The following is a 14,895-nucleotide window of genomic DNA, read 5'->3' as shown; positions in this document are numbered from 1 at the left end:
ACGTTATTGGTTTTGGCAGGGTTGTGGATAACGTGCTTTACGTTCCAGATCGTCGAGGTCGATGTGGTTACGCATGTATTGCTGACTGGCGTCTACCAGCGGCTGGTGATCCCAGCTCTTCAGCTTGCCGATGGTCAGGGCGTCGGCGACGAAACGTCGGCGCCGCTGACTGGCGAGCACCTGTTGGTGGATCGCCGGGATATCCCATTTGGCCCGCGCTTCGGCGAGAAACTCTTCGAAAAGCTGCCGATATTGCGGCGATTGGCTAAGTTCTTCCTGTTCCTTCGGGTCGTTATGTACATCGAAGAGTAGGCAAGGGTCATCTTCGCTGTAGATGAATTTGTAAGCGCCGCGGCGAATCATCATCAATGGGCTGATGGTGCCTTCGGCCATGTACTCACCAAACACTTCGTCGTGACCGCCCTGCCCTTGCAGATGCGAAACCAGCGAGCGGCCGTCCAGCGGCAGCCCCGGCTCCAGTGAGCCACCGGCCAGTTCGACAAAGGTCGGCAGCAGGTCGGCAGTGGACACCGCCGCGCTGACCCGCCCAGCCCCGAATTGCCCTGGTGCACTGATCAACAGCGGTACACGGGCAGCCATTTCGTACCAGTGCATTTTGTACCAGAGGCCGCGCTCGCCGAGCATGTCGCCGTGGTCACCGGAGAACACGATAATGGTGTCATCGATAAGCCCGGTTTCCTCGAGTGTTTGCAGAAGTTTGCCGACATTGCTGTCAATATAGCTGCACGCACCGAAGTAGGCGCGGCGCGCGTCGCGAATCTTATCCACAGGCAGCGGCTTGTCCCACAGGTCATAGACTTTGAGCAAACGCTGGGAGTGAGGATCAAGTTGATCCTGTGCAGGTGTTTCGGGCAAAGGGATGTCGGCGTCGTCGTACATATCCCAGAAAGCCTTGGGAATTGTGTACGGGTCGTGTGGGTGAGTCATCGACACGGTCAGGCAAAACGGCTGATCGCCATCTTCGCGGATGTGATCGAACAGGTATTGCTGGGCCTTGAATACCACCTCTTCGTCGAAATCCAGCTGATTGGTGCGCACGCATGGGCCGGCTTGCAGTACCGACGACATGTTGTGGTACCAGGTCGGACGCACGTCCGGCTCGTCCCAGTTCACCGCCCAACCATAGTCGGCCGGGTAGATGTCGCTGGTCAGGCGTTCTTCGTAGCCGTGCAACTGGTCCGGGCCGCAGAAATGCATCTTGCCCGACAGCGCGGTGCGATAACCAAGGCGCCGCAGGTAATGGGCATAGGTCGGAACATCGGCGGGGAAATCGGCCGCGTTGTCGTAAGCGCCGATCTTGCTCGGTAACTGGCCACTGACCAGGGTGAAACGCGACGGCGCGCAAAGAGGGCTATTGCAATAAGCGGCGTCGAACACCACGCCTTCGGCGGCGAGGCGGCTGAGATTCGGCAGTTTGATAGGCGAAGGGCCGTAGAACGGCAACATTGGCGCGGCCATTTGATCGGCCATGATGAAAAGAATATTTTTGCGCTTCATGTGATCGCGGCATTCCATAGTGGATATTTATGCGAGAGTGCTGTGATCGAGCATGGAGTCCATAATCTTTGTGGTAAAGCCCATGCCAGGCAATGACTAGGATAAGCACAGCTTATGTATGACGCCCTCGGTGATTTGTCCCTGGACCTGCTGCGTGCCTTTGAAGCCGCAGCCCGGCAACGCAGTTTCACCGCCGCCGCGGTGGAGCTCGGCACCACGCAACCGGCCATCAGTCAGCAGATCAAACGATTGGAAGAACAGCTCGCTACACGGTTGTTCGACCGTATCTATCGCGGCATTGAACTGACTGAGGCCGGGACCATTCTGTTCGAGCAAGTTCAGCTCGGTTTGCAGAACATCGACGCGGGATTGAGCGCAATCAGCGCACAACAACAGCACGAAGTGTTGCAGGTAGCCACCGACTTTGCCTTCGCCGCGTACTGGCTGATGCCGCGTCTGCACCGCTTCCATACCGCTAACCCTCAAGTGGACGTCAGCCTGGTCACCAGCGAACGCAGCCACAACATGCTGCGAACCGATATCGATGTGGCGGTGCTGTTCGGCGATGGCCGGTTCAAGCAAGGCGAGAGTCATTGGCTGTTCAGCGAAGAGGTGTTTCCGGTGTGCAGCCCGCTGCTATTGAAGGACCGCGCCCTACCCTTGCCGGCCCAGTCATTGCTGGAGTTTCCGTTGTTGCACCTGCGAGGCGAACACAGCAGTAACTGGTTCGACTGGAGCGGCGTGTTTCGCGAGCTGGGGATCACATCGGCCCCGGCTCCGGGGCAACTGCGCTTCGACAATTACACCTTGCTGATTCAGGCGGCGATTGGCGGCCAGGGCGTTGCGATCGGTTGGCGGCACCTTGTGGATAACTTGCTGGCGCAAGGTCTGTTGTGTCGCCCGATTGCCGACACGGTGATTTCCAGGCTGGGGTATTACGTGGTCCTGCCCCAACGCAAACGGCGTGGGGCGTTGATTCAGCTGTTTGTGGATTGGTTGATGGCGGAACAGGCCAGCAGTGCGCAATCGCTCAATGGTCTTCCTTTACCTTCGATTGCGGTGTGAGTGCGAAAAGATCGCAGCCTTCGGCAGCGCCCACAGGTGCATAGGAGCTGCCAAAGGCTGCGATCTTCTACGATTCCGAAGTCCCAACAAAACTTACATGTTCACCAACATGCAGGTTCAGGTGCAGCTCATCGGCAATCCCTACGGCTACCCTGTTCAGCCGTTCCAGCGCTGTGGCCAGGCCAGGCTCCAGGCTACTGCTGACGTGACTGAAATGCTCGATGGTCAGCCCGGGCACGCGCCGAGGTGCATTCACCAAGGTCCAGTGCAACGAGCTGCTTTGCAGAGACTCGCGGATTTCTTCGGCGGCGTGGCGTTGCAGCGGGTCTTCGATTTCCGGGTCGTCCAGCACCTCGAAATCGCCCACCACAAACAGCCGGGAAATGCCTGCGGCCTGCATGCCGTCGATCAGTGCATCCACCGCCAGCACCTCCTCGACTGGGCCGGGCACGATGGATTTTTCGATGTGTTCACTGTTCATCGGCAACCCTGGCGCATCGAGCAGGCAGATTACCGCCGAACAGCCGGCCACGCTCTGCTTGACCCGCTTGGCATCGAACAGGTCACCAGCCTTGGTGCGTAAACCCGGGCGCGGCGCGAGCGCGTTCAGGTCATCGAGAATCGCGATCACTTCATGCTGGCGCCGTAGCATTTCAGCCATCAGCGCGCTGCCCAAGCTACTCATGGCACCATAAAGCACTACCTTCACCACCGGGGTTTCGGCATTTTTCATGGATGTGCTCCGTACTTGCTGCCTATATAGCGTGTGACCTGCGGGAAGCGGGGTGGGTTCGACAAGTAGTTTTAGAGGGGTTTGAGATGAAACAGATCAAGGGTTACCACGCCCATGTCTACTTCGATGCCAGCACCCTGCCACAGGCACGGGCCTTGTGTGAGCAGGCAGCGCAATTGTTTCCACTGAAGATGGGGCGCGTGCACGAACGCCCGGTCGGCCCGCACCCGGACTGGAGCTGCCAATTGGCTTTCGAGCCGCAATACATTGGCGAGGTGTTGCCGTGGCTGGCGCTCAACCGCAAGGGTTTGGTGGTGTTCCTGCACCCGGACACGGGCGACGATCTGCTCGACCACACCGAACACGCGATCTGGATGGGCGCGATCCGGCCGCTGAACCTGTCTATTTTCTGATCAGAGTTGCTCTTGGGCCTCGCCGGGCAAGTGCTCGTCCAGATGCAGCCAGGGCAAACGACTGTCAGTCCAGATATGTCGCTCGGCCGGAGCCTGCTCGGGATGGTCAAGGGTGGCGATGGTCACGTCGATGCTCTCGGGGCTGAGCTTCGTCACCAGCGCCAGTTGCGCCCCACAGTTGCCGCAGAAATACCGCACACAGGTGGACGAAGACTCGTACCGGGACGGCGTACCCGCCATCCATTCAAATGCTGAGGCGGGCACGGTGATCCAAGTGGTCACGATCCCGCCGCTGACTCGCCGGCAAATCGAGCAATGGCAGTGAGCAATATCGTGCAATGGCCCGCTGAATTGATAACGCATTTGTCCGCAGTGGCAGCCGCCGGTGTGAAGTTCGCCCATGTTTTTTCTCCTGACCCCGTGTTTACGGACTCTAAACCCGGCCCGACGACCGGTTGCACATTCGGTCAATGCTTTCACCAGCGAAAGCTGGCTGAAAGCTTCCCCGATTAGGATCGCCCTCACTGCCGGCAACAGACCGGTTGGCCAATGCGAGTGTTTTATCGCCCGCCCGGTCCATTAAACAACAACAATGGTGATTCTGATGTCCGCTACTACCCGCCTCTTCGCTGTCACTCCGCCCGTACGTCTCGTGCTTCCCGTTCTGCGCTGACCCCATCCGGTTCGCCATTCCCTAGCCGCGCTACGCCTGGAGTATTCCTATGCTGACTTTCCTTGGCTTCGCCATGGTCATCACGTTCATGTTCCTGATCATGACCAAGCGCCTGTCCGCGCTGATCGCTCTGATCATCATCCCGATTATCTTCGCCCTGTTCGGCGGTTTCTCGCCGAAGATCGGTCCGATGATGCTTGAAGGCATCACCAAGCTCGCGCCGACCGGCGTGATGCTGATGTTCGCCATTCTCTACTTCGCCCTGATGATCGACTCCGGTCTGTTCGACCCGGCCGTGCGCAAGATCCTCAAACTGGTCAAGGGCGACCCGTTGAAAGTTTCGGTCGGCACCGCCGTTCTGGCGCTCGTCGTTTCCCTTGATGGTGACGGCGCGACCACTTATATGATCTGCGTGGCCGCCATGCTGCCGCTCTACAGCCGCATCGGCATGAGCCCGCGGATCATGGCCGGTCTGATCATCCTCGCCGGTGGCGTGATGAACATGACCCCATGGGGTGGCCCGACCGCCCGTGCGGCCAGTGCGTTGCATGTAGACCCGTCCGACATCTTTGTGCCAATGATTCCGGCGATGCTGGCCGGCGTGGTGGCTATCCTGGCGATTGCCTACTTCTACGGTAAACGCGAGCGTGCGCGTCTGGGTGAACTGCACCTGGTCGGTGATGAAATCGATCACAGCGAAATCAGCGTTTCGCAGTTCCCGGATGCTCGTCGTCCGAAGTTGATCTGGTTCAACGGCGCGCTGACCCTGGCGCTGATGGGTACCTTGATCGCCGGCTTGTTGCCGCTGCCGGTACTGTTCATGGTGGCGTTCAGTATTGCGATGATCGTCAACTACCCGTGCCTGCAACAGCAGAAGGACCGCGTTGCGGCCCACGCCGGTAGCGTACTGGCGGTGGTCGGGTTGATCTTTGCCGCGGGTATCTTCACCGGTATCCTGACGGGCACCGGCATGGTCGACGCCATGTCGAAAAGCCTGCTGGCGGTTATCCCGGATTTCCTCGGGCCGTACCTGGCCGTGATCACCGCGCTGGTGAGCATGCCGTTCACATTCTTCATGTCGAACGATGCTTTTTATTACGGCGTGTTACCGGTACTTGCCGAAGCCGCCAGTCATTACGGTATAACCGCGGTGGAAATGGCACGTGCCTCGATCGTCGGTCAGCCCGTCCACTTGCTGAGCCCGCTGGTACCATCGACTTACCTGTTGGTGGCCCTGGCCGGTATCGAATTCGGTGATCATCAGCGGTTCACCTTGAAGTGGGCAGTGCTGGTTTGCCTGTGCATACTGGTCGCTGCATTGCTGATGGGGATTTTTCCGCTGTTCAGCACTCTATAAGCCCAAGACTCACCATGACGGGTCCAGGCTTTGTTGTTTGAAGCCTGGGCCCTTTGTGGTTTAAACACTCGCTCAAAGGAATACACATGGAATGGCTGACCAACCCTGAAATCTGGGTTGCCTTCTTCACCCTGACTGCCCTGGAGATCGTCCTGGGCATCGACAACATCATCATGATTTCGATCCTGGTCAGCCGCATGCCCAAGCACATGCAGGCGCGCACCCGGATTTTCGGCCTGGCGCTGGCCATGATCACGCGGATCCTGTTGCTGCTGTCGATCACCTGGGTCATGCGCCTCACCGCAGACCTGTTCGAAGTGTTTGGCCAGGGTATTTCCGGGCGAGACCTGATCCTGTTCTTCGGTGGTCTGTTCTTGTTGTGGAAGAGCTCGCAAGAGATGTACCACGCGCTGGAAGGCGAAGATGAAGGCGGCGACGAACCTTCGGGCAAGGGCGGCAACTTCCTGTACACCATCATCCAGATCGCGATCATCGACATCGTGTTCTCGCTGGACTCGGTAATCACCGCGGTGGGCATGGTGTCCCACGTACCGGTGATGGTCGCGGCGATCGTTGTTGCCGTACTGGTGATGATGGCGGCCTCGGGCACCATTAGCGCGTTCATCGACAAGCACCCGTCGCTGAAGATGCTGGCGCTGTCGTTCCTGTTGCTGGTGGGTACCGTACTGATTGCCGAATCGCTCGACGTGCACTTGCCAAAAGGCTACGTCTACTTCGCCATGGCGTTCTCGCTGGCGGTGGAAGCGATCAACATCAAGATGCGCACCGCCATGGCGAGAAAGCGCAAACAGCAGGAGCCGGTGAAACTGCGTAAGGATGTTCCGGGGCAGTAACCCGACTCTGTGTGGGAGCTAGCCTGCCCTGTAGGAGCGAGGCTTGCCCGCGAAGGCGGTGTGTCAGTCGACATTGTTGTTAACTGACACACCGCCTTCGCGGGCAAGCCTCGCTCCTACAGGGCAGGCTAGCTCCCACATTTGTTTGCTCAATGTGCTATCTGTACGCCCCCTTTCTCTCCTCTACAGCAAACTGTTTTCATGACAGTTTTGTTTCAATCGCCTCTTTAGCTATGCGATGCTGGCGTCCAGACCGTTAGCCAACTACAGCTTATGTACAGAACGTAGAAAAACGCGCGGCACCGTCGACTTGCCCCACTGGGGCGCTACCACCACAGGGGGCCTGTATGCTCACCCTGCTCAATTTGTTATCGGCCGTGGCCCTTTTGATCTGGGGCACGCACATCGTCCGAACCGGCATCCTGCGGGTTTATGGCTCCAACTTGCGCCACGTGATTGCTCATAACATGTCCAGGCGCTGGCTGGCGTTTGTCGCCGGGATCATGGTGACCGCCATGGTCCAGAGCAGCAATGCCACCGCCATGCTCGTGACCTCATTTGTCGGTCAGGGCCTGATGGCGCTGACGCCGGCCCTGGCGACCATGCTCGGCGCCGACGTGGGTACCGCGCTGATGGCGCGGGTACTGACCCTCGACTTGTCGTGGCTGTCGCCGCTGCTGATTTTCCTCGGGGTGATTTTCTTTCTGTCGCGCAAGCAGACCCGGGTCGGGCAGATGGGCCGGGTCGGTATCGGTCTGGGGCTGATCATTCTGGCGCTGCAACTGATCGTCGAGGCCGCCGCGCCGATCACTCAGGCGCAAGGGGTGAAGGTCATCTTCGCCTCCCTGACCGGCGACATCCTGCTCGATGCCTTGGTCGGCGCGCTGTTCGCGATGATTTCCTACTCCAGCCTGGCCGCCGTTTTGCTGACCGCGACCCTCGCCGGTGCCAGCGTGATCAGTCTGCCAGTGGCCATCGGCCTGGTGATCGGCGCCAACATCGGCAGCGGCATTCTGGCTTTCCTCAGCACCAGCATGCAGAACGCGGCCGGCCGTCAGGTGGCGCTCGGCAGTCTGCTGTACAAACTGATTGGCCTGCTGCTGATCATTCCGGTACTCGATCCGCTGGCGCACTGGATCGACAGCCTCGACTTCAGCCCTCAGGAAATGGTCATCGGGTTCCACCTGCTCTACAACACCGTGCGTTGCCTGATCCTGTTGCCCAGTGTCGGGCCGATGGCCAAGCTCTGTGCGTGGTTGCTGCCAGAGCGGCCGGACATCAATGGCACGGCCAAACCACGGCATCTTGACCCGACGGCATTGGTCACCCCGAGTCTGGCGCTGGCCAATGCTGCCCGGGAAACCCTGCGCATCGGCGATCTGGTCGACAGCATGCTCGAAGCCATGCTCGACGTGCTGCGCGGCAAACAGACCGCCGTCACCCAGGAAATTCGTCGCCTGACCGATGATGTCGAAGCGCTCTACAGCGCCATCAAACTCTATCTGGCGCAAATGCCCCGCGAAGACCTCAGCGAACAGGACAGCCGGCGCTGGGCGGAAACCATAGAGCTGGCGATCAACCTGAAACTCTCCAGCGATCTGATCGAACGTATGCTGCGCAAGGTTCAGCAGCAGAAAACCTCGCAACGCCGGTCTTTTTCCGAGGTGGGCCTGGAGGAGTTGGCGGGGCTGCACAGTCAGCTGATTGCCAACCTGCGTCTGGGGTTGTCGGTATTTCTCAGTGCCGACCCGGAAAGTGCTCGCCAGTTACTGCGTGAGAAACGTCGCTTTCGCGCACAGGAACGCCGCCTGGCCCACGCTCATGTCAGCCGTTTAAACCGTAAGATCGTGCAAAGTATCGAGACCAGTTCGCTGCATCTGGAACTGATTGCTGACATGAGACGCTTGAACTCGCTGTTCTGCAGCAGCGCCTATGCAGTGTTGGGCACTTCGGACACCGGCGCTCTGGCGGTCGACGATTTGACTGACATCACTCATTCACCCTGAACGTCCACAGTTGCTTGAAGTCTGTTGAACTTACGCTGGTCGTACGGAAATTCGTTATGCGTTGTCTGCTGTTCGCTTGTCTGTTGCTTGGTTCACTGCCTTCAATTGCCCTGGATCGCTTCCAGGTCGAGGGCTACACGTTGCGCAATGGCCTGCAATTGGTCCTCAAACCGGGCACCGAGCGCGGGCATGTGGCGATCCGGTTGGTGGTTGGCGTAGGCCTGGATGATTTCAGCTGCGCCGACAAGGAGCTGCCGCATCTGCTCGAACACTTGCTGTTCAGCGGCATCGACGCCACCGGCGAAGGCGGCCTGGAAGAACGCATGCAGGCCCTGGGCGGTGAATGGAATGCCTACACCAGCAATGCCGACACGACTTTCGTCATCGAAACCCCGGCGAAAAACCAGCGCAAGGTCCTCGACCTGCTGTTGGCGCTGCTGACCCAGACCCGTATCGACGACAATGCCATCAACGTCGCCAAGCAAGTGGTCGAGCGCGAAGACGGTGGTCATTACTCGCACCTGCAACGCTGGCTGGATCGCCAGGATCTGGGGCACACCGCGAGTAATCAGTTGGCGGTGGAACTGGGCCTCAAATGCCCCGAGCGCGCGCAAGTCGATCACCTGACCCGCGAGCAATTGGAGAAGGTGCGCAAGGCTTGGTACGCGCCCAACAACATGACCCTGATCGTGGTCGGCGACCTCGACCGCTTGCTGCCGGCCTATCTGGAACGGGCCTATGGCGCGCTCGAAGCGGTTGAGCCTAGCGCTCACCTGCCGCTGCCAGACATTCAGGCCAGCGCGGCCCATGAGCGCAATTTGAGTAACGGTTTCGTCGGTGGCGGTGCCAAATTGCATTGGCTGGTGCCGGAACCGGTGCTGGAAGACCAGCACGACGAAACCTTCGACTTGCTCAAGGACTATCTGGACTGGGCGCTCTATCGCCAATTGCGCCTGGCCCATGGGTTGTCCTACGGTCCCTCGGCCGAGCGCGAGGTATTTGGCGGGGTGGGCTTCATGAGCCTGAACGCCGACCTTGATCGCGACGATGTGCTGGCAGCGGAACAGGTGCTGGATGAGCTTAAAGCCGATCTGCTCAAGAACGGCCTCGATGCCGCCACCTTCGCCCGTCTCAAGCAAGCCGCCATCGCTCGCCAGGCCTGGGCCGTGCAAGGCAACAGCGCCCTGGCGGACTATTACTGGAGCGCTCTTGGCGACTACGAGGATGGCCATTTCGTCAACCCGGCCAAGGCACTGCAAGACGTAACACTGGCCGAGGCGAACAAGGCGATGCGCGAATTGTTGCTGCAACCGGGGTATCTGCGGATCGAGAAGCCGCTGATGAGTTATGACCAGGTGATGTGGGCGATTGTCGGGGGATTTGGACTGATGGTGCTCGGGTTATTGGCTTGGCGCGTCCATCGCAGACGATAGCCAATCCCTGTGGCGAGGGAGCTTGCTCCCGTTGGGCCGCGAAGCGGCCCTGAAAAACGGCACCCCCGGTTTATCAGACACACCGCATTCACCGATATTGCGACTGCTGCGCAGCCGAGCGGGAGCAAGCTCCCTCGCCACAGGGTTTTGGGTTCGATCAAAGTGACCGCAAGCCTCGCCACGGGGCCCCTCGGGCGGTACCCTGTCGAGGATTTTCCCCACGACTATTGTGAATCGCCGAATGCCGAATCTGACCCTGTACGTACAGCGCATCCTGGAATTGATGAAGCGCTATCCCGGGGTCATTGCGCTTGGCGGTTTCATTTCAGGGGTCGGCAGCTTCATGCTGGTGGATCGCCAACAAGGTCTGGCGACGTGGATCACCACCATCATGCTGGTCAGCTGGGTCTGGCTGATGCTGGAGAACAGCCTCACCAAGCTGTTCGCCAGGGTGTTCAAGCGCGAAATACCCCAGCCACTACTGCGTTATGCGACGCAGATGATCCATCAGGAAAGCCTGTTCTTCGTCCTGCCATTCTTTTTAATCACCACCACCTGGAACAGCGGCCAGTTGTTCTTCACCGGATTACTGAGCATGGCGGCGCTGATTTCGATCATCGATCCGCTCTACTACAAATGGCTGGCACCGCGCCGCTGGGCGTTCCTGGCGCTGCACACCCTGACCCTGTTCGCGGCCCTGCTGACCGCCCTGCCCGTCATTTTGCACCTGACCACCGCCCAGAGCTTCAAGCTGGCGCTGGGCATTGCCATGTTGCTGTCGTTTCCGAGCCTGGCCTCGATCTTCCCGATTCGCACCGTGCGCAATGCGTTGGCGATCCTCAGCATCACTGTCGGCATCGGCGCCGCCGGTTGGGTGCTGCGCTCCTGGGTTCCACCGGCGACCCTGTGGATGACCGATGTGGCGATCAGCACCCAAATGCAAGACCGCACCCCCGGCAAGAGCCTGGAAGAAGTCAGCGCCGAGCAGATTCGCGGAGGTGGGCTGTATGCGTACACTGCGATCAATGCTCCGCGAGGTCTGGCCGAACGGATTTATCACGTCTGGATATTCAACGGTAAAGAAGTCGACCGTATCCCTCTGGATATCAATGGAGGGCGCAAGGAAGGCTACCGCGCCTGGACCCATAAGCAGAACTTCCCCGGCAACCCCGCAGGCAAATGGCAGGTCCGGGTGCTGACGGAGGACGGTCAGTTGATTGGCGTGCTGCGCTTCAAGGTCATGGACAGCACACCCGTCAAAGAAAAGTAATACGGCTCACGCTCACGCGACCCGAGCTATAAGACCATAAAGGTCGGACACACATCTGATGTGGAAGCGGGCTTGCTCGCGAAGGCGGTGTGTCAGTCAACAGGGATGTTGAATGTATCGGCCTCTTCGCGAGCAAGCCCGCTCCCACAGGGTTTTCGGTTAGCCGAAGAACCAGTAGCACACTCCGATCGCGCCAAGCACCCCCGCCAATTCCGCCAGCAACGCACACCCCACCGCATGCCGAGCGCGCTGAATGCCCACCGCGCCGAAGTACACCGCCAGTACATAAAAGGTTGTTTCAGTACTGCCCTGAATCGTCGCCGCCACCAGCGCCGGGAAGCTGTCGACTCCAGAGGTTTTCATGGTTTCGATCAGCATTGCCCGCGCGGCGCTGCCGGAGAAAGGTTTGACCATGGCCGTCGGCAGCGCGTCGACGAAGCGGGTGTCCCAACCGGCCCATTCCACCAGATGACGAATCCCGTCCAGACCGAAATCCAGCGCCCCGGATGCCCGCAGCACGCCCACGGCACAGAGCATCGCCACCAGATACGGCAGCAGGTTCTTGGCCACGTCGAAGCCTTCTTTGGCGCCTTCGATGAACGCCTCGTAGACCTTCACTTTGCGTAATGCGCCGATCACCAGAAACAGCATGATCAGCCCGAACAGCGTCACGTTGCCGAGGATCGATGACAGGCTCGCCAGAGCGGTCGCCGAGAGCGTCGCCAGTAATGCCATGAAGCCACCGAGGACCAAGGCACCGGGAATCATGTATGCCAGCACCACCGGGTCCCAGAGGCGCAGACGCTGCATGACCGCCACCGACAACAGACCGACCAGGGTCGAGCAACTGGTCGCCAGCAGGATCGGAAGGAATACGAGGGTTGGATCGGGCGCACCTTGCTGGGCGCGGTACATGAAGATGGTCACCGGCAGCAGGGTCAGGGACGAGGCGTTGAGTACCAGAAAGAGGATCTGCGCGTTGCTGGCGATGGTGTCGCTGGGGTTTAGCTCCTGCAGCGCCTTCATGGCTTTGAGGCCGATCGGCGTGGCGGCGTTGTCCAGCCCCAGGCCGTTGGCGGCGAAGTTCAGCGTGATCAGGCCGATGGCCGGGTGACCGGCCGGCACTTCCGGCATCAGGCGCAGGAATAGCGGGCCCAGCGCCTTGGCCAGCCATTCGACGATGCCGGCCTTCTCGGCAATTCGCAGAAAGCCCAGCCAGAGAGTGAGGGTGCCGAACAACAGGACCATGACCTCGACCGACAATTTCGCCATGGCGAAAATGCTTTCCACCATCGCCGCGAAGATCCCGGCGTTACCGCCGATCAGCCATTGCGCCAGCGCCGAAACGGCAGCCACGATGAAGAAGCCAAGCCACAGGCCATTAAGCATCAGTCAAATCCCCCGGAAGATGCGGCGAATGATAGCGGCGTAGACAGAAACGACAAACCCCGGATTTCTCCGGGGTTTGTTTGCGAGATTGCGTCATACACGTAATGTGCATGCTACCTCGTACTGTAGGAGCGAGGCTTGCCCGCGAATGGGACACTGCGGTGTTTCAGTTACACGGCGTTATCGTTCTTCGCTGGCAAGCCATGCTCCTACAGGTTTTTGCATCAGTTGCTGGAAATTTCGCCAACCGGCAGCTTTTCCTTGCTGCGCCAATGCGGCAGGGAGTTCCAGTAGCGCTGGCCCTTGGCGTCGTCGTACATGCCTTCCCAACGTGCGATGACCAGCACGGCGAGGGCGTTGCCGATCACGTTCAGCGCGGTACGGGCCATGTCCATGATGCGGTCGACACCGGCGATGAACGCCAGGCCTTCCAGTGGAATACCGACGCTGCCCAAGGTGGCTAGCAGCACCACGAAGGACACGCCCGGTACGCCGGCGATGCCTTTGGAGGTGACCATCAGTGTCAGCACCAGCAGCAACTGTTGGCTGATCGACAGGTCGATGCCGTAGAGCTGGGCAATGAAGATTGCCGCGATGCTCTGGTACAGGGTCGAACCGTCGAGGTTGAACGAGTAGCCGGTCGGCACCACGAAACTGCAAATGGCTTTCGGCGCGCCGTAGGCTTCCATCTTCTCGATCACGCGCGGCAGCACGGTTTCGGAACTGGCAGTGGAGTAGGCCAGTACCAGCTCATCCTTGAAGATGCGCATCAGCTTGATCACCGAGAAACCGAACAGGCGAGCGATCAGTCCCAGCACCACAAAGGCGAAGAAGGCGACGGCGAAGTAAACCAGGACAACCAGTTTGGCCAGTGGCAGCAGAGAGGCGAAACCGAAGTTGGCCACGGTCACCGCGATCAGTGCGAACACGCCGATCGGGGCGTAGTTCATGATCATGTGGGTGACTTTGAACATGCTTTCCGACACGCCCTGGAACATCTTCACCAGCGGTTCACGCAGGTCCGATTGCAGGCTCGACAGACCGAGACCGAACAACACGGAGAAGAAGATGATCGGCAGCATCTCGCCGCGGGCCATGGCCGCAAAGATGTTCGACGGGATCAGGTTGAGGATGGTCTGGATGAACGCGTGTTCATGCTGCACCTCGGCGGCAGTGGCCTGGTACTTGGAAATATCCACCGTACCCAGGGTGCTCATGTCGATGCCGCTGCCCGGATGGACCACGTTGGCCAGCACCAGACCGACCAGAATGGCGATGGTGGTGACGACCTCGAAGTAAATGATGGTCTTGAGACCGATACGCCCGAGTTTTTTCGCATCCCCTACGCCAGCGATGCCGACGACCAGCGAGGACACTACGATCGGGATCACGATCATCTTGATCAGACGGATAAAGATATCGCCTGCCGGTTGCAGAACGTTGCTGATCCACCAAGCCTTTTCGGCACTGAAATGGTTGAGCAGTGCACCTATTGCTATCCCTAGAACCAGACCGATGAGGATCTGCCAGGCGAGGCTAAGCTTTGCCTTCTTCATATCTTTACCCTTACTTGCGTTTGACTCAGGTCGATGCATGAACTGAAACGCTCAATGGCGAAGCAGTTTTGCATCGGCCTCCGTATAAGGTCCCCGCGAGCGAGCATTTACAGCTCTCAGGCAGCGAAAAAGGCGCAACTATTCCGATGCCGGGAAGCGCCGTCTAATGCCGTAAACGCCTACCCTATGCCGAATCGGCATGAGATTTTCGACCTGAAACCCGCGTCCCAAGCGGTTTGAATACGACATTCAGGCGGGCATAAGTGCCGTGAGCCGGCCATTTCAGCGCAGGTCGATGTTTTTTTGAATGGGTGGATATTTAGGAAAAGGCCTACATTTGGCTACGAATTATCTTCTCAAGAAAGTCGGAGCTTTCTCGATATACGGTCACGAAGAAATACCGCGAAATTGTTTTGCGAGGAATATGCAGTAGAAACAGATGAGCAGAATGCTCTAGATCAACGTTTTGCACGTTGAAGCTCTCCGCAAGTTCGTCGAGCCGCTCTGGCCCCGGCGAACTTGCGTCGCAGCTGTGCCTGACCCGGCCCTTGCGCAGGTACTCCCTGTACCCGTAGGTCACTCCGACCCTGAAGCAGTCAGAACGTCCCGACCCCTTGGTCATGCGTCT

Annotated in this window: 12 protein-coding genes; 7 read left to right on the top strand and 5 right to left on the bottom strand. The window is 59.1% G+C overall.

The features are described from left to right. Positions 1-3: 3 nt before the first annotated feature. Positions 4-1,518 (bottom strand): choline-sulfatase, encoded by a 1,515-nt coding sequence (gene betC / locus PMI18_RS10675; RefSeq protein ID WP_007902921.1) that lies wholly within the window; start codon positions 1,516-1,518, stop codon positions 4-6. Positions 1,519-1,632: 114 nt separating this feature from the next. Here betC and PMI18_RS10680 point away from each other — a divergent pair, with 114 nt between their 5' ends. Continuing rightward, the gene (locus PMI18_RS10680) at positions 1,633-2,583 is read left to right on the top strand and encodes a choline sulfate utilization transcriptional regulator (RefSeq protein WP_007902919.1); all 951 of its coding nucleotides are present in this window, start codon (positions 1,633-1,635) and stop codon (positions 2,581-2,583) included. A 67-nt stretch (positions 2,584-2,650) separates the two neighbouring features. Here the strand turns inward: PMI18_RS10680 and PMI18_RS10685 are convergent, their stop codons facing one another. Beyond that, positions 2,651-3,316: an NAD(P)-dependent oxidoreductase gene (locus PMI18_RS10685; RefSeq protein ID WP_007902917.1), complete on the bottom strand. Its 666-nt coding sequence runs from the start codon at positions 3,314-3,316 to the stop codon at positions 2,651-2,653. Between the two features lie 86 nt (positions 3,317-3,402). On the opposite strand from PMI18_RS10685, the gene PMI18_RS10690 reads away from it, so the two are divergent. Then, the gene (locus PMI18_RS10690) at positions 3,403-3,729 is read left to right on the top strand and encodes a DOPA 4,5-dioxygenase family protein (protein WP_007902915.1); all 327 of its coding nucleotides are present in this window, start codon (positions 3,403-3,405) and stop codon (positions 3,727-3,729) included. Here PMI18_RS10690 and PMI18_RS10695 read toward each other — a convergent pair whose 3' ends face one another. Beyond that, positions 3,730-4,131 (bottom strand): GFA family protein, encoded by a 402-nt coding sequence (locus PMI18_RS10695; protein WP_007902914.1) that lies wholly within the window; start codon positions 4,129-4,131, stop codon positions 3,730-3,732. Positions 4,132-4,451: 320 nt separating this feature from the next. Here PMI18_RS10695 and PMI18_RS10700 point away from each other — a divergent pair, with 320 nt between their 5' ends. The 5 genes from PMI18_RS10700 to PMI18_RS10720 all read left to right on the top strand — a co-directional run bounded on the left by PMI18_RS10700 (position 4,452) and on the right by PMI18_RS10720 (position 11,322). Further along, on the top strand, positions 4,452-5,759 hold the full coding sequence (locus tag PMI18_RS10700) for a CitMHS family transporter (RefSeq protein ID WP_007902913.1): 1,308 nt from the start codon (positions 4,452-4,454) through the stop codon (positions 5,757-5,759). 86 nt (positions 5,760-5,845) lie between these two features. Continuing rightward, positions 5,846-6,613 (top strand): TerC family protein, encoded by a 768-nt coding sequence (locus PMI18_RS10705; protein WP_007902912.1) that lies wholly within the window; start codon positions 5,846-5,848, stop codon positions 6,611-6,613. 347 nt (positions 6,614-6,960) lie between these two features. Further along, positions 6,961-8,619, top strand: coding sequence for a Na/Pi cotransporter family protein (locus PMI18_RS10710; RefSeq protein WP_007902911.1), 1,659 nt, complete (start codon positions 6,961-6,963; stop codon positions 8,617-8,619). Positions 8,620-8,675: 56 nt separating this feature from the next. After that, a complete protein-coding gene (locus PMI18_RS10715; protein WP_007902910.1) occupies positions 8,676-10,052 on the top strand; it encodes a M16 family metallopeptidase in 1,377 nt (458 codons plus the stop codon). 241 nt (positions 10,053-10,293) lie between these two features. Continuing rightward, complete coding sequence (locus PMI18_RS10720) at positions 10,294-11,322, top strand: DUF5924 family protein (protein ID WP_007902908.1); 1,029 nt, start codon at positions 10,294-10,296, stop codon at positions 11,320-11,322. Positions 11,323-11,481: 159 nt separating this feature from the next. Here the strand turns inward: PMI18_RS10720 and PMI18_RS10725 are convergent, their stop codons facing one another. Further along, complete coding sequence (locus PMI18_RS10725; RefSeq protein WP_007902898.1) at positions 11,482-12,711, bottom strand: nucleoside recognition domain-containing protein; 1,230 nt, start codon at positions 12,709-12,711, stop codon at positions 11,482-11,484. A gap of 224 nt (positions 12,712-12,935) precedes the next feature. Continuing rightward, positions 12,936-14,267 (bottom strand): glutamate/aspartate:proton symporter GltP, encoded by a 1,332-nt coding sequence (gene gltP / locus PMI18_RS10730; RefSeq protein WP_007902896.1) that lies wholly within the window; start codon positions 14,265-14,267, stop codon positions 12,936-12,938. Positions 14,268-14,895 lie beyond the last annotated feature (628 nt).

Source organism: Pseudomonas sp. GM102 (assembly GCF_000282555.1).
Lineage (GTDB): Bacteria > Pseudomonadota > Gammaproteobacteria > Pseudomonadales > Pseudomonadaceae > Aquipseudomonas.
This window is presented reverse-complemented; position numbering and strand designations above follow the sequence as displayed.